Source organism: Cellulosimicrobium funkei (assembly GCF_001019615.1).
GTDB lineage: Bacteria > Actinomycetota > Actinomycetes > Actinomycetales > Cellulomonadaceae > Cellulosimicrobium > Cellulosimicrobium cellulans_E.
Genome location: NZ_JNBQ01000007.1, coordinates 90402 through 107782, shown reverse-complemented (window position 1 = coordinate 107782; position 17381 = coordinate 90402). Strand labels below are relative to the sequence as shown.

The 17381-nt window shown below is 72.3% G+C and carries 13 protein-coding genes; 7 read left to right on the top strand and 6 right to left on the bottom strand.

Annotation, left to right across the window (positions count from 1 at the left end; translation table 11 throughout):
* Nucleotides 1-134 precede the first annotated feature (134 nt).
* Nucleotides 135-1337: an IS607 family element RNA-guided endonuclease TnpB gene (gene tnpB / locus FB00_RS09000; RefSeq protein WP_047232568.1), complete on the bottom strand. Its 1203-nt coding sequence runs from the start codon at nucleotides 1335-1337 to the stop codon at nucleotides 135-137.
* 224 nt (nucleotides 1338-1561) lie between these two features.
* Nucleotides 1562-2602 (bottom strand): adenosine deaminase, encoded by a 1041-nt coding sequence (locus FB00_RS08995; protein WP_047232567.1) that lies wholly within the window; start codon nucleotides 2600-2602, stop codon nucleotides 1562-1564.
* 179 nt (nucleotides 2603-2781) lie between these two features.
* Between FB00_RS08995 and FB00_RS08990 the strand changes: the two genes are divergently transcribed.
* The 3 genes from FB00_RS08990 to FB00_RS08980 all read left to right on the top strand — a co-directional run bounded on the left by FB00_RS08990 (nucleotide 2782) and on the right by FB00_RS08980 (nucleotide 6256).
* Nucleotides 2782-3225 carry a MarR family winged helix-turn-helix transcriptional regulator gene (locus FB00_RS08990; protein WP_047232566.1) on the top strand — a complete coding sequence of 148 codons (444 nt, stop codon included), beginning with the start codon at nucleotides 2782-2784 and terminating at the stop codon, nucleotides 3223-3225.
* A 121-nt stretch (nucleotides 3226-3346) separates the two neighbouring features.
* On the top strand, nucleotides 3347-4822 hold the full coding sequence (locus tag FB00_RS08985; RefSeq protein WP_082141154.1) for an MATE family efflux transporter: 1476 nt from the start codon (nucleotides 3347-3349) through the stop codon (nucleotides 4820-4822).
* 72 nt (nucleotides 4823-4894) lie between these two features.
* The gene (locus FB00_RS08980; protein WP_047232565.1) at nucleotides 4895-6256 is read left to right on the top strand and encodes a lytic polysaccharide monooxygenase; all 1362 of its coding nucleotides are present in this window, start codon (nucleotides 4895-4897) and stop codon (nucleotides 6254-6256) included.
* A gap of 82 nt (nucleotides 6257-6338) precedes the next feature.
* Here the strand turns inward: FB00_RS08980 and FB00_RS08975 are convergent, their stop codons facing one another.
* Nucleotides 6339-7229, bottom strand: coding sequence for an SDR family oxidoreductase (locus tag FB00_RS08975; protein ID WP_047232564.1), 891 nt, complete (start codon nucleotides 7227-7229; stop codon nucleotides 6339-6341).
* A gap of 195 nt (nucleotides 7230-7424) precedes the next feature.
* Nucleotides 7425-8831: a dihydrolipoyl dehydrogenase gene (gene lpdA, locus FB00_RS08970; RefSeq protein ID WP_047232563.1), complete on the bottom strand. Its 1407-nt coding sequence runs from the start codon at nucleotides 8829-8831 to the stop codon at nucleotides 7425-7427.
* A 258-nt stretch (nucleotides 8832-9089) separates the two neighbouring features.
* On the opposite strand from lpdA, the gene FB00_RS08965 reads away from it, so the two are divergent.
* The 4 genes from FB00_RS08965 to FB00_RS08950 all read left to right on the top strand — a co-directional run bounded on the left by FB00_RS08965 (nucleotide 9090) and on the right by FB00_RS08950 (nucleotide 15065).
* Nucleotides 9090-11606 carry a leucine--tRNA ligase gene (locus FB00_RS08965; protein ID WP_047232562.1) on the top strand — a complete coding sequence of 839 codons (2517 nt, stop codon included), beginning with the start codon at nucleotides 9090-9092 and terminating at the stop codon, nucleotides 11604-11606.
* 107 nt (nucleotides 11607-11713) lie between these two features.
* The gene (locus FB00_RS08960) at nucleotides 11714-12715 is read left to right on the top strand and encodes a DUF808 domain-containing protein (RefSeq protein WP_047232601.1); all 1002 of its coding nucleotides are present in this window, start codon (nucleotides 11714-11716) and stop codon (nucleotides 12713-12715) included.
* A 36-nt stretch (nucleotides 12716-12751) separates the two neighbouring features.
* A complete protein-coding gene (locus tag FB00_RS08955) occupies nucleotides 12752-14059 on the top strand; it encodes a hemolysin family protein (protein ID WP_047232561.1) in 1308 nt (435 codons plus the stop codon).
* Nucleotides 14060-14153: 94 nt separating this feature from the next.
* A complete protein-coding gene (locus tag FB00_RS08950; RefSeq protein ID WP_231581785.1) occupies nucleotides 14154-15065 on the top strand; it encodes an LLM class flavin-dependent oxidoreductase in 912 nt (303 codons plus the stop codon).
* A gap of 74 nt (nucleotides 15066-15139) precedes the next feature.
* On the opposite strand, the gene leuD is transcribed toward FB00_RS08950, so the two are convergent.
* Together leuD and leuC are read right to left on the bottom strand one after the other, a co-directional pair.
* Nucleotides 15140-15778 carry a 3-isopropylmalate dehydratase small subunit gene (gene leuD, locus FB00_RS08945; protein ID WP_047232560.1) on the bottom strand — a complete coding sequence of 213 codons (639 nt, stop codon included), beginning with the start codon at nucleotides 15776-15778 and terminating at the stop codon, nucleotides 15140-15142.
* A gap of 56 nt (nucleotides 15779-15834) precedes the next feature.
* Nucleotides 15835-17316: a 3-isopropylmalate dehydratase large subunit gene (gene leuC, locus FB00_RS08940; RefSeq protein WP_047232599.1), complete on the bottom strand. Its 1482-nt coding sequence runs from the start codon at nucleotides 17314-17316 to the stop codon at nucleotides 15835-15837.
* Between the last annotated feature and the right edge of the window lie 65 nt (nucleotides 17317-17381).

The window sequence follows — 17381 nt, the reverse complement described above, 5'->3', positions numbered from 1 at the left end:
AGATTATTCACCGTTCGAGTAATCTACGTGATTCTCTTCCTGCTTCATTGACCTCTGCCTCACCGTGGTGGGGTCTCACGTGGTCTCGACAGGCGTTTTGGGTCTCCGGGGAACTGCCCGGCGACCAGCCGTTCTCAGACAGCAAGCCGTAGGAGATTGATGGCAGCCGTGCCATCGCGATCGTGGACCGCGCCGCAGGGGCAGGTCCAGGTTCGGTCCGCCAGTCTCAGGTCGTGATTGATGTCCCCACAGGTCGTGCAGGTGCGGGTGGAGGGGTACCAGCGATCCGCCACCACAAGCCGGGCGCCGTACCAGGCGGCCTTGTAGGTCAGCTGGCGGCGGAACTCGGACCAGCCCGCGTCGACGATATGCCGGGCCAGGCTCCGGTTCCTGATCATGCCAGCGACGGACAAGTCTTCCACGACGATCGTCGAGTTGGATCTCGTCAACGACGTCGTGAGCTGGTGCAGGAAATCGGCGCGCGCGTTGGAGACTCCCAGGTGGACCTCCGCGACCCGCCGTGCGGCCTTCGCGCGGTTCTTCGAACCAGGTTGCGCACGAGCCAGGGCCTTGTTCGCCCGCCGCAGTCGATGCAGGCGCCGCCCGAGGTGACGCGGGTTGGCAACCTTGGTCACGGTCCCGTCGTCGGCTGCAATCGTCGCGAACGTCGTGATCCCGAGGTCGATCCCGACCACCGGACCGTGGACAGGTGCGACACGGCGGGCGTCGATGTCGGCGCGGTCCACATCGACCTGAAAACTGATCCACCACCGCCCGGCCCGCGCTTCGACCCGGGATCCGAGCACCCGTGCCCTCCCGCCGGCGATCCGGTCCGTGAGCCAGGACATGTCCTCAAGCGCCCTCACCATCCCTACGGCAGGGATACGCACATGCCTAACATCGACCGGGCGGGCGCGATCGGCGTCCATCCGAAACCTCGACCCGTTCTTGCGTCGTCGGAACCGCGGGAACCCGACACGTCTGCCCTTGCGCTGCCCGGTCCTGGACGCTGCCCAATTCGACAACGCGGCAGCCAACGCACGGCAGGCCTCCTTCGGGACCCGCGACGATAGTCCCTCGGCGACGAACCACGGGTACGCCCGCCCATGGGTGGCGCGCCAGTACTTCTCCAGCGCAGGCGCCGACCAACCCACCGCCGGCGTCAGCTCGGCGTCGCCGATCCCGTACGTCTTCTCAGCCGCTCGCTGCCCCATGACCGCTTTGACGTGCGCGAGCCCATGGTTGAACACGACCCGATGCAAACCAGCATGCTGCGCCAACCGTCCGACCTGGTCCCGCGTGGGTCCGAGCTCGACCTTGAATCCCTGCAATGTCACGACATCACCCTCCCAGGCGCCCCTGACATCGCCGCCAGGTCACGGGGATCAGGTCTGCGGTGGCACGGAGCCCACAGGGCCGCGGGGCCGCTGTGCCCGCACGAGGCGTCGTGTTCGACCCCGCTGCCCGGGCGCACGGGATCGCCACCGCCGCCGACCCGAATACCATCACCGACGACATCCTGGCCTGGATCGGCCGCCGCTGACCCTCTACGAACCAAGCCCTAGACTGCCCGCGACTCGAACGCCGCCACGTACCGGTCGATCTCGGCGAGGTAGGCGGCCCGCTGGGAGTTGCCCAGCCACGACGCCTCGAACGAGTTCCGCGCGAGCTGCACGACCTCCTCCGTCGTCAGCCCCGCAGCCTCGGCGAGCGCCACGTAGTTGTCGGCCACGTAGCCGCCGAAGTACGCCGGGTCGTCGGAGTTCACGGTGACGCGCACGCCCGAGCGCAGCAGGCCGGCGATCTCGGTCGCCTTCATGTCGTCGGTCACGAACGAGTTCGAGATCGGGCAGGTCGTGAGACCCAGCCCGCGGTCGCGCACGACGTCGACGAGCGCCGGGTCCTCGACGACGTTCGTGCCGTGGTCCACGCGGTCCACGGCGATCTCGTCGAGCACGGTGCGGATGTTGTCGATGCTGCCGACCTGGTCGATGTCGCAGTGCATCGTCAGGCGGTAGCCGAGCTCCCGGGCGCGCGCGAACACGTCGGCGAACTTCTGCGGCGGGTTGTCGCGCTCGTCCGAGTCGAGCCCGACGCCCAGGATCTTGTCCCGGAACGGCACCGACGCCTCGAGCGTCTCCGCCGCGCTCTCGGCCGACAGGTCGCGCAGGAAGCACAGGATGAGGTGCGCGTCGATCCCGTGCTTGGCCGGTGCCTCGGCCGCGGCGCGGTGGTAGCCCGTGACGACCGCCTCGAACGGCACGCCGCGCGACGTGTGCGCCTGCGGGTCGAAGAACATCTCGACGTGCTTCACCCCGTCGGCAGCCGCGCGCGCGAGGTAGGCGTCGGCGAGCTCGTAGAAGTCGTCCGCGGTCTGCAGCACCTCCATCGCCGGGTAGTACACGGCGAGGAAGCTCGTGAGCGAGTCGAACGCGTAGGTCGCGCGCACCTCCTCGACCGTCGACTGGCCGATGTCGATCCCGTTCCTCTGCGCGAGGCGCAGCTTGAGGTCGGGCTCGAGCGTGCCTTCGAGGTGCAGGTGCAGCTCCGCCTTGGGCAGGCCGGTGACGAACTCGCGGGTGGGCGTCGTGGGCGCAGGCATGGGTCTCCTTCTCGTGTCGTGTCCCCCGCCCTCATCCTCTCCCGTGCCCGACGCCGGGGCGCACCCGCGCCCGTGGGGCCTGGCCGGCCGTACGGCGAGCACGTGGGGACCGTGGGGCTCGTGGGGACCGCGGGGACTCGGCGTTGACACTTTGGGGTCTAACAGTTAGATTTCTCATCATGACCGATCAGGCCGTGCCCACCAGCAGCCTCGAGCTCGTCCGCTGGATCGGCTGGGCGCAGCGCAAGGCGGCCGAGGACTGGGTGCGCGACCGCGACCTCAGCCACGAGCAGGCCTTCGTGCTCGGCTTCCTGGCCCAGAACCCCGGCGCGATCCAGCGCGACATCGCGGCGGTGAGCCGCACCAGCGCGGCGAGCGTCACGAGCCTGCTCAAGGGGCTCGAGCAGCGCGGCCTCGTCGAGCGCCGCCCGGATCCCGACAACGCGCGCGTCAAGCGCGTCGAGACCACCCCCGCCGGCGCCCGACTCATCGCAGGTTTCCAGGACGCGATGACCGCCGCCGACGAGACGATCCTGGCCCCGCTGGACGAGGCGGAACGCGCTGCCTTGCGCGCGCTGCTCGCCAAGGTCGTCGCCGAGCTGCCGCAACCCAGCCGGGACTGAACCGGACGCGGCCCGGGCCGGACGGTCCGGGCGCGACGCCCCAACCCTTCACCGACCACCGCTCCCGTCGCCGCGCCGGCTCCTGCCGGCGTGCGCTCGAGCCTGCCCGAACGGAGCAGCCATGAGCACCCCCGACCTCGAGACCCTGACGGGCCCCTCCCTGCCTGCCGCCGGGTCGCCCGGCGATCCGACGCCCGCGACCCCGCCAGCACCTGACACGCCGGGGACCGACCGGTGGTACCTCTCCTCCGCGCCTATCGTCCGCGCCCTCGTGCACCTGTGCGTGCCCATGGCCGCGGCCATGATCGTCGGCGCCGTCTACAACGTCGTCAACGCCGGGTTCGTCGGCTCGCTGCACGACAACGCGCTGCTCGCCGCCGTCACCCTGGGCACGCCGCTCCTCGGCCTCGTGATGGCCGTCGGTGGCGTGTTCGGCGTCGGCGGCGGGGCGCTCGTCGCCCGGCTGCTCGGCGCGGCGGCGCACGACCCGTCCGCCACGGGCCAGGTCCGCCGCGTCTCGTCGTTCGCCGTCTGGGGCGCCGTGGTCACCGGCGCCGTGCTCGGCGCCGGCGGACTCCTTCTCCTGCGGCCGCTCGTCACCCTCCTCGGGGCGGACGCCGCCACCGCTCCCGCGACGGCGACCTACGTCGCGGTCATGCTCGCGTTCGTCCCGGTCCTCACGGCGGCGTTCTGCCTCGAGCAGCTCGTCCGCGCCGAGGGCGCCTCGCGCCAGGTGATGTACGCGCTCGTCGGGTCGACGGTCCTCAACCTGGTGCTGGACGTCCTGTTCGTCCTCGTCCTGCCCTGGGGCGTGGGCGGCGTGGCCCTGGGCACGGGCCTGGCGAACCTCGCCGTCGTGGTGTACTTCGCCGTCTGGCTGACCCGCAGGAGCGAGCACATGAGCATCGCGCCCCGGTGGTTCACGCTCTCGCCGAGCGTGCTCAAGCCGGTCTTCGGCGTGGGGGTCGGCGAGCTGCTCCAGGCGTCGTTCCTCATCGTCACGTCGCTGGTCCTCAACAATCTCGCGGCCGCGTACGGCGACGGCCCGCTCGCGGCGATGGGTGTGGCGGTCCGGATCGCGCAGGTGCCGGAGTTCCTCCTCATGGGCGTGACGCTCGGCGTCCTGCCGCTGCTCGCCTACTCCTACGGCAAGGGCGACCGCGCACGGCTCACGGCGGCGCTGCGCGCCTCCGCGCTCGTGGTGGGCGGCCTCGGGCTGCTGTTCTCCGCCGTCGTCATCCTGTTCCGCGACCAGGTGTTCGCCGCCTTCGTGGCCGACCCCGCCGTCCTCGCGATCGGCGCCACCATCCTCACCGCCCAGCTCGTCGCGATGGTCGCCAACGGCTTCGCCGGGCTCGTCACCTCGCTGTTCCAGGCGACCGGTCGCGCCGTCCCCGCGATCGTCATGTCCGTGTCGCAGGGGCTCCTGTTCGTGCCCGTCGTGCTGCTCGGCAACCACTGGTTCGGGCTGTCCGGCATCGTCTGGTCGCTCACCGTGACGGAGGTCGTCGTGTGCCTCGTCGGCGCGGGTCTGCTCGTCGCTTCGCGCCGGGCCATCGAACGTGGCCTGGCGGCGAGCACCGCCCGAATCGATTAGGTCGATACCGCCGTCGCGCGGCCTGCGGCATCGTCACCGTGTTCGACATCCGAGAGCAAAGGAGCTGGAGAGATGCGACGCATTGCAGCATGGGCCGCCGCGGTGGTCCTCGGCGCGGCGGGCCTGGTGGCGGCCTCGCCGCCCGCTCCCGCCGCGGCGCACGGGGCGGAGGTGTTCCCGGGGAGCCGCCAGTACCTGTGCTGGGTCGACGGCCAGACGGGCAACGGGCCGGTGGACCCGCAGAACCCGGCGTGCGCGAACGCCTACGCGGTCAGCGGCACCTCGGCCTTCTACAACTGGTTCGGGAACCTGGACTCGAACGGTGCGGGACGGACCGCCGGCTACGTCCCCGACGGCCAGATCTGCGACGGCGGGGGTCGCGGCCCGTACGACTTCAGCGGGTTCAACGCCGTGCGGGACGACTGGCCGCGGACGCACCTGACGGCCGGGGAGACCTACCAGTTCCAGCACAACAACTGGGCTGAGCACCCCGGGCGCTTCGACGTGTACGTCACCGAGGAGGGCTGGGACCCGTCGAGCCCGCTCGCGTGGGACGACCTCGAGCTGATCGACTCCGTGACCGACCCGCCCGACACCGGTGGACCCGGTGCCCTGAACTACTACTACTGGGACGTCACGCTCCCCGCCGACCGCAGCGGCGACCACATGATCTTCACCCACTGGGTCCGCTCGGACAGCAACGAGAACTTCTACTCGTGCTCCGACGTCGCGTTCGACGGCGGCGACGGCGAGGTCACGGGCATCGGCGACGACGGCGGCGAGCCGACCGAGCCCACGTGCCCGGACGAGGCGCCGGGCGCCCCGGGATCCGTCATGGCGATGTCCGTCACCGCCACGAGCGCGCACGTCATGTGGGGCGCGGCCGAGTCCGGGTGTGTCACCGGGTACGACGTGCTGGACCCCGCGACCGGCGAGGTGATCGCGAGCACCGACGGGTCGCCCATGGTCGACCTGACGGAGCTGGAGCCCGGCACCGCGTACACGGTGGAAGTCCGGTCGCGGAACGACCACGCCGGCTCCGTCTCGGCCACGCGTTCCGTCACGTTCACCACGCTGGAGGACGACGTGACGCCGGAGCCGCTCGGCGACTGCGAGGCCGACTACTCGGCCTCCTCGTGGGGCGGCAACAGCACCGGGTTCACCGCGTCGGTCACCGTGACCAACACGTCGGCCGCCCCGGTGAACGGCTGGTCCGTGACGTTCGCCTACCCCGGCGGACAGACCGTCGACGAGCCCGGCTGGAGCGCCGTCGTGAGCCAGGAGGGAAGCACCGTCACCGCGGCGCACCCGGCGTGGCAGTCGAGCATCGCGCCGGGGCAGTCGGTCACGTTCGGCTTCAACGGCGCGACCGCGACCGCCGGCACCCACCCGGCCCCGGTGGGGTTGGCGCTCAACGGCGTCGCCTGCGGCTGACCCGCCCCACGACGGCGAGCAGGCGGCTCACGTGCCGCCTGCCCGCCGTCGTGCGCGGTGAGCCGACGAGGCCCGCAGCGTCTTAGAGCAGCCGGCCCCCGGTCACGCCGATGCGGTCGCCGGTGATGTAGCTGGACTCCTGCGACGCGAAGAACACGTACGCCGGCGCGAGCTCGGCGGGCTGCCCGGCCCGGCCCAGCGGCGTGTCGGCGCCGAACTGCTCGACCTTCTCCTCCGGCATCGTGGCGGGGATGAGGGGCGTCCAGATCGGTCCCGGCGCGACCGCGTTGACGCGGATGCCCTCCGGCGCGAGCTGCTGCGCCAGCCCCTTCGTGAAGTTGAGGATCGCCGCCTTGGTGGTCGCGTAGTCGAGCAGCTGCGGGCTCGGCTCGAACGCCTGCACGGACGTCGTGTTGACGATCGCCCCGCCGCGGGGCAGGTGGTCGAGCGCCGCCTTCGTGATCCAGAACAGCGCGTAGACGTTGGTCTTCAGGACGCGGTCGAGCTGGTCGGTCGTGATGCCCCGCAGACCCTCGTCCTGCGACATCTGGTACGCGGCGTTGTTCACGAGGACGTCGAGGCCACCCAGGCCCGCGACGGCGTCGGCGACGAGCTGCCGGCAGAACTCCTCGTCGCGGATGTCGCCCGGGAGCAGGACGGCCGTGCGGCCCGCGTCCTCGACCCACCGGGCCGTGGTCCGGGCATCCTCCTCCTCGTCCGGGAGGTACGAGATCGCGACGTCCGCGCCCTCGCGGGCGAACGCGATCGCGACCGCGCGGCCGATGCCGGAGTCGCCCCCGGTGATGAGCGCGCGCTTGCCCTCGAGCCGGCCCGATCCTCGGTACGTGGCCTCCCCGTGGTCGGGCTCCTGGGTCATGTCGCCCGTCAGCCCCGGCGGCTCCAGCTGGTCGGCGGGCTGCTCGGGCTGCGGCTGCTGCGTGGTCGGGTCCTGGGGCGTGGTCTGGTCGGACATGTAGATCTCCCCTGTCGACGTCGGGCGGAACGTCCAGCATGCGGGTGGCCGCGCCCGCTCGCAGCGCGCCGCCGACCCGACCACGTGCCGAGGCTGATGCCGTCTTGCCGCGGCTCACGGCAGCACGAAGGGCCCGGACCTGCGGTCGCAGGTCCGGGCCCTTCGGGAAGCGCTCCGTGCGAGCGTGCCGGTCGATCAGAAGTTGATCATGTGCCCCGCGAGGCCGTGGATCGACTCCTGGACGGCCTCGGACAGCGTCGGGTGGGTGTGCACGTTGCGCGCGACGTCGTAGACGGTGAGGTCCCACTTCTGCGCGAGCGTGAGCTCGGGCAGAAGCTCGGACGCGTCAGGGCCGATGAGGTGACCGCCGAGGAGCTCGCCGTAGGTCTCGTCGGAGATGAGCTTGACGAAGCCGGTCGGGTCGCCGAGGCCGTGCGCCTTGCCGTTCGCCATGAACGGGAACGTCGCGACCTTCACCTTGTAGCCCTCGTCGCGCGCCTGCTGCTCGGTGAGGCCGAAGCTCGCCACCTGGGGCTGGCAGAACGTCGCGCGCGGCATCATGCGGTAGTCGCCGAGCGTGAGGGTCTCGGCGCCGCCGATGGTCTCGGCCGCGACGACGCCCTGCGCCTCCGCGACGTGCGCGAGCATGAGCTTCGCGGTCACGTCGCCGATCGCGTAGACGTGCTCGACGTTGGTGCGCATGACGTCGTCGATCGCGATGGCGCCGCGCTCGGTGAGCTGGACGCCCGTGTTCTCGAGGCCGAAGCCCTCGACGTTGGGCGCGAAGCCGACGGCCATGAGGACCTTGTCGACGACGAGCTCGCCCGGCTTGTCGTCCTTGACGCCCTTGTAGGTGACCGTGACGCCGTCGGTGCCGTTGTCCTTGACCGTCTGGACGGCGGTCGACGTGAGGAGGTTGACGCCGAGCTTCTTGTACTGCTTGGCGATCTCCTTCGACACGTCGGCGTCCTCGTTGGGCAGCGCGCGGTCGAGGAACTCGATGATCGTCACGTCCACGCCGTAGTTCTTGAGGACGTAGCCGAACTCCATGCCGATCGCGCCCGCGCCGACGATGGCGATGGAGCGGGGCAGGTCGCGCGTGAGGATCTGCTTCTCGTACGTGACGACGTTCTCGGACAGCTCGACGCCCGGGAGCAGGCGCACCTTCGAGCCGGTCGCGATGATGACGTTGTCGAACGTCACCTGGTCGGTCGAGCCGTCGGCGAGCTTCACGTCGAGCGTGTGCGCGTCGCGGAACGTGCCGCGGCCGTCGTACTCGGTGATCTTGTTCTTCTTCATGAGGAAGTGCACGCCCTTGACGCGCCCTTCCGCGACGGTGCGCGAGCGGTCGAACGCCGCGCCGAAGTCGAAGCTGACCTCTCCGGAGATGCCGAAGGTCTTCGCGTCGTGCTGGAAGATGTGCGCGAGCTCGGCGTTGCGCAGGAGCGCCTTGGACGGGATGCAGCCCACGTTGAGGCACACCCCACCCCAGTACTTCTCCTCCACGACCGCGACCGACAGGCCCAGCTGGGCTGCACGGATCGCGGCCACGTAACCACCGGGACCTGCACCGAGGACGACGACGTCGTAGTGGGATGCCATGGCGACCAGCCTACTGGCGCCGGATCGGCCCTGGGGTGCGTGCGCGGGCGACGTCCGCCACACCTGCGGGCCCCGCGCGGGTTGACCCTGCGCCGTCGCCCGGGTCACGATGTCCGGGATGCGACACCTGCGGCTCCTCCTTCGCCGGCCGCGCTGAGCCCGCCGGGCGGGCACGCTCAGCGCGGCGGTGCCTGCGCGTCCCGGTGCGCGCACGGCGAGTGCCCGACGACGAAGCCCACCTTCTCGAGGAGCCTCCCCGTGGACGCCGCACACCCACCCCACCCCGCCGCACACCCGCTGCCGACCCGTGAGATCGAGGACCGCTGGCAGCGGTACTGGGCCGAGCACGGCACGTTCCGCGCGCGCGACGACGGCGCGCGCCCCCGCCGATACCTGCTGACGATGTTCCCGTACCCGTCGGGCGACCTGCACATGGGTCACGCCGAGGTGTTCGCCCTGGAGGACGTCGTCGCGCGGTACTGGCGCCTGCGCGGGTACGACGTGCTCAACCCGATCGGCTGGGACTCGTTCGGGCTGCCCGCCGAGAACGCGGCGATCCGCCGCGGCGAGAACCCCGCCGTCTTCACCGAGACCAACATCGCGACGCAGGCCGCGACGGCGCACCGGTACGGGGTGTCGTTCGACTGGTCGCGCCGCCTGGAGACCCACCGCCCGGAGTACTACCGCTGGACGCAGTGGCTGTTCCTGCGGCTGCTGGAGCGCGGCCTCGCCTATCGCGCGACGGCCCCCGTGAACTGGTGCCCCGCGGACCAGACGGTGCTCGCCAACGAGCAGGTCGTGGGCGGACGGTGCGAACGGTGCGGGGCGGCCGTCGTGCAGCGCGAGCTCACGCAGTGGTTCGTGCGCGTCACCGCCTACGCGGACCGGCTGCTCGACGACATGGACGCGCTCGAGGGCGCGTGGCCCGCGCGCGTCCTGACGATGCAGCGGAACTGGATCGGGCGCAGCACGGGCGCGCGCGTGCGCTTCGCGGTCGTGCCCGACGGCGGCCCGCGCGCCACCGCGAGCGCCTCGCCCGGGGCCGGCTCGCGGCCCGACCACGTCGAGGTCTTCACGACCCGTCCCGACACCCTGCCCGGCGCGACGTTCGTCGCCGTCGCACCGGACGGGTCGCTCGCGGCGGCGCTGTGCGCGCCGGAGCACGCGGAGGCGCTCGCCCGGCACCGGGAGGCCGCGCTGGCCTCCGGGGAGATCGAGCGGACGAACGCGCAGCGACCGAGCACCGGGACGTTCCTGGGCACGTGGGTGCGCCACCCCGTGACGGGAGAGCGGCTGCCCGTCTGGGCGGCAGACCACGTGCTGCCCGGCTACGGGACGGGCGCGGTCATGGGCGTTCCCGCCCACGACGACCGCGACGCGCGCTTCGCCGCCGCGTACGGCCTGCCCGTCGGGTCGGGCGAGACCTGGCCCGGCGTGGAGGACGCGATCACGCGGCTGGAGGCCGACGGCGCGGGCGAGCGCGCGACGTCGTACCGGCTGCGCGACTGGCTGGTCTCGCGCCAGCGCTACTGGGGCGCCCCGGTGCCGGTCGTGCACTGCCCGGGCTGCGGCGTCGTGCCCGTCCCCGACGACGAGCTGCCCGTGCGCCTGCCCGACCTGGCCGGCGACGACCTGCTCCCCCGCGGCCGCTCGCCGCTCGCGTCCCCCGCCGCCGACGCGTGGCGGCGCGTGCCGTGCCCGCGCTGCGGCGCGGCCGCCGAGCGCGACCCGGACACGCTCGACACGTTCGTGGACTCGTCCTGGTACTTCCTGCGGTACTGCTCGCTGGGCGACGGAACGCCCGACGACGTCCCGTTCCGTCCCGAGGACGCGCGGCGGTGGATGCCCGCGGCGCAGTACGTGGGCGGCGTCGAGCACGCGATCCTGCACCTGCTGTACAGCCGGTTCGTCACGAAGTTCCTGCACGACGAGGGCTGGGTGGACGTCGTCGAGCCGTTCGCGACGCTGCTCAACCAGGGGCAGGTGCGCAGCGGCGGGCGGGCCATGAGCAAGTCGCTCGGCAACGGCGTCGACCTGGGCGAGCAGCTCGACCGGCACGGCGCCGACGCGGTCCGCCTCGCCATGGTGTACGCGGGGCCGCCGGAGGACGACGTGGACTGGGCCGACGTCGACGCGGGCGCCGTGCGGCGGTTCTGCGCGCGCGTGCTGCGGCTCGCGGACGGTGTCGGCCCGGTCCCGGGGCCGGGCGAGTCCGGCCCCGGGGCGCGGGACGCCGTCGTGCCCGGGTCGCGCGCGCACGCGCTGCGCCGTGCCACGCACCGGACCGTGCACGAGGCGCAGGACCTGCTCGACCGGAGCCGGTTCAACGTGGTCGTCGCGCGCGTCATGGAGCTCGTCACCGCCGCGCGGCGCGCGTCCGAGGACGGCCCGGCGGCGGGCGAGGACGCGGGTGCGCACGCCGCCGCCGTGCGGGAGGCCGTCGAGGCGGTCGTGGTGCTGCTGAGCCTGTTCGCGCCGCACACGGCCGAGGAGGCCTGGCACCGCCTCGGTCGCGAAGCATCGGTGGCCGACGCGTCCTGGCCCGTCGTCGACCCGGGGCTGCTCGCCGCGGACGAGGTCGAGGCGGCCGTCCAGGTCGACGGGAAGGTCCGCGCGCGGGTGCGCGTGCCCGCGGACGTCGACGAGCGTGCGCTGGAGGACCTCGCGCTCGCGACGACCGGCGTCGCGCGGGCGACGGCGGGCCGCGAGGTCGTGCGCGTCGTCGTGCGCGCGCCGCACGTGGTGAACGTCGTGACCCGCGCCGCGGCGTCCTGACCCCCCGACGCGAGCGGGGGGTGAAGTCGCTACGATGCTGCCGCCGCGTCCACTCGACCAGCGGGCCCGTGCGCGGCGACGCGGGCCGGCGCACGGAGCACCTCCCCATGGCCTTCGGACTCGCTGCCCTCCTGGACGACATCGCGGCGTTCGCCAAGCTCGCCGCGGCGTCGATCGACGACGTCGGCGCGGCCGCCGGCCGCGCGAGCGCCAAGGCGACGGGCGTCGTCATCGACGACACCGCCGTCACGCCCCGCTACGTCGAGGGTCTGGCCGCCAAGCGTGAGCTGCCCGTCGTCAAGCGGATCGCGACCGGGTCGCTGCGCAACAAGCTGCTGTTCATCCTCCCGGCGATCCTGCTGCTGAGCCAGTTCCTCCCCGACCTGCTCACGCCTCTGCTCATGCTCGGCGGGACGTACCTCGCGTTCGAGGGCGCGGAGAAGGTGTGGGAGCTCGTCTCGGGCAAGCACCACGCCGAGGTGGAGACGAAGGCCGAGAAGAAGGCCGTCGACGAGGACTCGGTGGTCTCGAGCGCGGTGCGGACCGACTTCATCCTCAGCGCGGAGATCATGGTCATCGCGCTCAACGAGGTCGCCTCCGAGGGCTTCTGGTCGCGCCTCGTCATCCTCGTGATCGTCGCGGTGCTCATCACGGTGCTCGTGTACGGGGTCGTGGCGCTCATCGTGAAGATGGACGACATCGGCCTGCACCTCGCGAAGCGCGAGACGCCGTGGGTCCAGTCGTTCGGGCGCGGGCTCGTCGGCGCGATGCCCAAGGTCATGTCCGTCATCTCGTTCGTCGGGATCATCGCGATGCTGTGGGTCGGCGGGCACATCCTGCTCCAGGGCGCCTACGACCTCGGCTGGCACGGCCCGTACGACGTCGTGCACCACCTCGAGCACGCGGTCACCGGCGTCGCGGGCGTCGGCGGGTTCCTCGGCTGGCTCGTCAACACGGCGTGCTCGGCCGTCGTCGGCATCCTCGTGGGTGGCGTCGTGGTCCTCGTGGCGCACCTCATCCCCCGCCGCAAGCACGCCGAGCCGGCCACCACCGAGGCGACGACCGACCCCGAGCCCACGGGCACCGACCCGGAGCCCACCGACCGCTGATCCCGCGGCGGGCCGGGCGGCCTGCTTGGATGAGGCATGGACTCCGGCACCTGGGCCAACATCGGCCTCGTCCTGCTCTTCATCCTCGTCGGCGGCGTGTTCGCGGGTACCGAGATCGCGCTCGTGTCCCTGCGCGAGAGCCAGGTCTCGCGCCTCGAGAAGCAGTCGGCGCGCGGCGCGCGGGTCGCGGCAGTCGCACGCGACCCCAACCGGTTCCTCGCCGCCGTGCAGATCGGGGTCACCGTCGCGGGCTTCTTCTCCGCGGCGTACGGCGCCTCGACGCTCGCCCCCGACCTCGCGCCCGCGCTCGAGGACCTCGGGCTGTCGGCGACGCTCGCCGACACGGTCGCGCTCGTCGGGCTGACGCTCGTCATCGCGTACCTGTCCCTCGTGCTCGGCGAGCTCGTGCCCAAGCGCATCGCGCTCCAGCGGTCGGCCGGGGTCGCGCTCGTCGTCGCGCCGCCCCTCGACCGCTTCGCGACGCTCATGCGGCCGGTCATCTGGCTGCTCTCGCGCTCGACCGACGGCGTCGTGCGGCTGCTCGGCGGCGACCCGTCCGCACGCAGCGAGGAGATGAGCGAGGAGGAGCTGCGCGAGATCGTGCTCGCGCACGAGTCGCTGCCCGAGGACGAGCGCCGCATCCTCGACGACGTGTTCCAGGCGGGCGACCGGTCGCTCGCCGAGGCCATGACGCCGCGTGGCGAGGTCGCGTTCCTCCGTGCCGACACGTCGCTCGCCGAGGCCGCCGCGACCGTCGCGGCCGGCCCGTACTCGCGCTACCCCGTGACCGGGGACGACTTCGACGACGTCGTGGGCTTCCTCCACGTGCGCGACCTCCTCGGGCGCGACTGCCCCGACCACCCGGCGACCGACCCGGCGACGGGGCGCGCCCTCGCGGTGCGCGACGTCGTCCGCCCGATCCTCGCCCTGCCCGCGACCAACACCGTGCTGCCCGCGATGTCGCAGATGCGCCGCGAGGGCGTGCACATCGCCGTCGTGGTCGACGAGTACGGCGGGACCGACGGGATCGTCACGCTCGAGGACCTCGTCGAGGAGCTCGTGGGAGACATCCGCGACGAGTACGACCCCGACGAGCCGTCACCGGCGCGCGAGCACGGCACCGCGACGAGCGTCGACGCCGGCCAGACGATCGAGGAGTTCGCCCGGCGCACCGGCGTCGAGCTGCCCGACGGCCCCTACGAGACCGTCGCCGGGTACGTCGTCGCGCAGCTCGGGCGGCTCGCGGTGGTCGGCGACCACGTCGACGTCGACGACCGTCGCCTCACCGTGACCGACGTCGCCCGCCGCCGCATCGTCCGCCTCGACGTCACCCCGCTCCCCTGACCGCTGAGTGCATGAAATAGTCGCGCGCGACGTACCGGAACGCGACGATTTCATGCACTCAACGGTGTGGGTGGCGGGGCGTAGCGTCTGCCGGATGAGCGCAGCGACGACGGAGACAGGGTCGGGGATCAAGGTCGGGGTGGTCGGGAGCTTCGGCTCCGCGGCACAGGTGCTGGACATGGCGGTCGGGGCGGAGGAGTCCGGCTGGGACGGGTTCTTCTCGTGGGACGGGCTGAGCCTGCTGTCGATGCCGGTCGACACGTTCGACCCGTGGGCGGTGCTCGCCGCGGCGGCGGTCCGGACGGAGCGCATCGCGCTCGGGGCGATGGTCTTCGCCCTCCCCCGCCGCCGGCCGTGGGAGGTCGTGCGGCAGGCGCTGACCGTCGACCACCTGTCCGGCGGGCGCCTGGTCCTGCCCGTCGGCGTGGGCGTGCTCGACGACGGCGGCTTCTCCGCCGTCCCGGGCCAGCTCCAGTCCCTGCGCGAGCGTGCGGAGCTCCTCGACGACGCGATCGCCTACCTCGACCGCGCCTGGTCCGGGGAGAAGTTCGCCTTCGACGGCACGCACGTGCACGCGGGCGAGATGCTCTTCCTCCCGCGGCCCGTGGAGCGCCCGGTCGTCGGGCACCACGTGCCGGTGTGGCCGGTGGGCGTCTGGGACGCCGAGCGACCGCCGCTGCGCTCCCTCGACCGCGCGCTGCGCGCCGACGGGATCGTGCTCCAGCTCCGTGGCGAGCGCGGCTTCGACGTGCCCACGCCCGACGACGTCTCCGCCCTGGTCGCGTGGCTCACCGCGCGCCGGGCGGAGCTGGGCCTCGACGCGGGCCGGCCGTTCGACGTCGTCGTCCAGGGCGAGCTCCCGGCCGACCGTGCCGCTGCGGCGGACCAGCTCGCCGGCCTCGCCGACGCCGGAGCGACCTGGTGGGTCGAGTCCCGCTGGAACCCCGACACCGCGACCCCGGAGTCGCTCCTCGCCGCGATCGACGCCGGCCCGCCGCGCCCCTGAGACGGCGAGAGGCGGGCGCCGCGGAACCGACGTGTCGTCGTCTCCGCGCGCCCGCCTCCCGGCGGCGCGATCCGTCAGCCGACGGGGCGCGCCGCCTCGATCTCGACCTTGGGCAGCGTCTTCGCCGGCAGCGTCCTGGGGCGCCACGACGCGCGCGTCGCCTCGAACGCGGAGATCTCGTCCTCGTGCTGGAGGGTCAGGCCGATGTCGTCCAGGCCCTCCATGAGGCGCCAGCGCGTGTAGTCGTCGATCTGGAACGGCACCGTGACGTCCTGCGCGGACGCCGTGCGGGCGACCAGGTCCACGGTCACCTCGGTGCCCGGGTTGGTCTCGAGGATCTTCCAGAGGAGCTCGATGTCCTCCTGTGCGACGATCCCGGCGACGAGGCCCTGCTTGCCGGAGTTGCCGCGGAAGATGTCGGCGAAGCGCGACGCCAGGACGACGCGGAAGCCGTAGTCCTTGAGCGCCCACACGGCGTGCTCGCGCGACGAGCCGGTGCCGAAGTCGGGCCCGGCGACGAGGACGGAGCCCGCGCGGTAGGCGTCCTGGTTGAGGACGAACGTGGGGTCACCGCGCCAGGCGGCGAACAGCGCGTCCTCGAACCCCGTGCGCGTGACGCGCTTGAGGTAGACGGCGGGGATGATCTGGTCGGTGTCGACGTTGCTGCGGCGCAGCGGGACGCCGACGCCGGTGTGGGTCGTGAACTTCTCCATGGCAGGAACCTCTTCGAGTCTTCGGGGCGACGAGTGGGGCAGCGCGGCGCGGGTGCTCAGACCTGCACGAGGACGCGCGGGTCGAGCGGCGCGAGCGGCGTGCCGTCGAAGGACGTGATGTCGGTGCCCTCGGGCAGGTCGAGGTCGCTCAGCGAGGAGAGCGTCCCGCGCAGCGCGGTGGCCGCGGCGACGAGCGGCGACACGAGGTGCGTGCGCCCGCCCTTGCCCTGGCGGCCCTCGAAGTTGCGGTTCGACGTCGACGCGGCGCGCTCCCCCGGCTGGAGCTGGTCGGGGTTCATGCCGAGGCACATCGAGCAGCCCGCGTTGCGCCACTCGGCGCCGAAGTCGAGGAAGATCTTGTCGAGGCCCTCGGCCTCGGCCTGGAGACGCACGCGCGCGGAGGCCGGGACCACGAGGACGCGCACGCCGTCGGCCTTCTGCTTGCCCTGCACGACCTTGGCGACGGAGCGCAGGTCCTCGATGCGGCCGTTGGTGCACGACCCGATGAACACGGTGTCCACGGACACCTCGCGCAGCGGCTGGCCGGGCGTGAGGCCCATGTACTCGATCGCGCGCTCGGCGGCGACGCGCTCGTTCTCGTCCGCGATCTCCTCGGGGACGGGCACGGTCGCGGAGATCGGCAGGCCCTGGCCCGGGTTGGTGCCCCAGGTGACGAAGGGCTCGAGGTCGGACGCGCGGAGCGTGACCTCGGTGTCGAAGACGGCGTCGTCGTCGGAGCGCAGCGTGCGCCAGTACTCGACGGCCGCGTCCCAGTCCGCGCCCTCGGGCGCGTGCGGGCGGCCCTTGAGGTACTCGAACGTGGTGTCGTCCGGGGCGATCATGCCGGCGCGGGCGCCCGCCTCGATCGACATGTTGCAGATCGTCATCCGCGCCTCCATCGAGAGCTTGCGGATGGCCTCGCCGCGGTACTCCAGGACGTAGCCCTGACCGCCGCCGGTGCCGATCTTGGCGATGATCGCGAGGATGATGTCCTTGCTCGTCGCGCCCGGGGGCAGCTCGCCGTCGACGTTGATCGCCATGGTCTTGAACGGCGCGAGCGGCAGCGTCTGCGTGGCGAGGACGTGCTCGACCTCGGACGTGCCGATGCCGAACGCGAGCGCGCCGAAGGCGCCGTGCGTCGAGGTGTGCGAGTCGCCGCAGACGACCGTCAGGCCCGGCATGGTGAGGCCGAGCTGCGGCCCGACCTGGTGCACGATGCCCTGGTCGGCGTCGCCGAGCGAGTGGATGCGGACGCCGAACTCGCGCGCGTTGTTGCGCAGCGTGTCGATCTGCGTGCGGCTCGTGAGGTCCGCGATCGGCAGGTCGATGTCCAGCGTCGGGGTGTTGTGGTCCTCGGTCGCGATCGTGAGGTCGGGACGGCGCACCGGACGGCCCGCGAGGCGCAGACCCTCGAACGCCTGAGGGCTGGTGACCTCGTGCACGAGGTGGAGGTCGATGTAGAGGAGGTCGGGCGACCCGTCGGTGCCTCGTCGCACCAGGTGCGCGTCCCAGACCTTCTCCGCCAGCGTGCCGGCCATGTAGCTCATCTCCTCGTCGTCTGTCACGGTGCTCCTGGGGGGTATGGAGAACCGCCTGGGTCGAT

Bases quoted from the DNA above. Each gene is read 5' to 3' on its own strand.
- FB00_RS08995 (WP_047232567.1), bottom strand. From the start codon at position 2,602: ATGCCTGCGCCCACGACGCCCACCCGCGAGTTCGTCACCGGCCTGCCC.
- FB00_RS08990 (WP_047232566.1), top strand. From the start codon at position 2,782: ATGACCGATCAGGCCGTGCCCACCAGCAGCCTCGAGCTCGTCCGCTGG.
- FB00_RS08985 (WP_082141154.1), top strand. From the start codon at position 3,347: ATGAGCACCCCCGACCTCGAGACCCTGACGGGCCCCTCCCTGCCTGCC.
- FB00_RS08980 (WP_047232565.1), top strand. From the start codon at position 4,895: ATGCGACGCATTGCAGCATGGGCCGCCGCGGTGGTCCTCGGCGCGGCG.
- FB00_RS08975 (WP_047232564.1), bottom strand. From the start codon at position 7,229: ATGTCCGACCAGACCACGCCCCAGGACCCGACCACGCAGCAGCCGCAG.
- lpdA (WP_047232563.1), bottom strand. From the start codon at position 8,831: ATGGCATCCCACTACGACGTCGTCGTCCTCGGTGCAGGTCCCGGTGGT.
- FB00_RS08960 (WP_047232601.1), top strand. From the start codon at position 11,714: ATGGCCTTCGGACTCGCTGCCCTCCTGGACGACATCGCGGCGTTCGCC.
- FB00_RS08955 (WP_047232561.1), top strand. From the start codon at position 12,752: ATGGACTCCGGCACCTGGGCCAACATCGGCCTCGTCCTGCTCTTCATC.
- FB00_RS08950 (WP_231581785.1), top strand. From the start codon at position 14,154: ATGAGCGCAGCGACGACGGAGACAGGGTCGGGGATCAAGGTCGGGGTG.
- leuD (WP_047232560.1), bottom strand. From the start codon at position 15,778: ATGGAGAAGTTCACGACCCACACCGGCGTCGGCGTCCCGCTGCGCCGC.
- leuC (WP_047232599.1), bottom strand. From the start codon at position 17,316: ATGGCCGGCACGCTGGCGGAGAAGGTCTGGGACGCGCACCTGGTGCGA.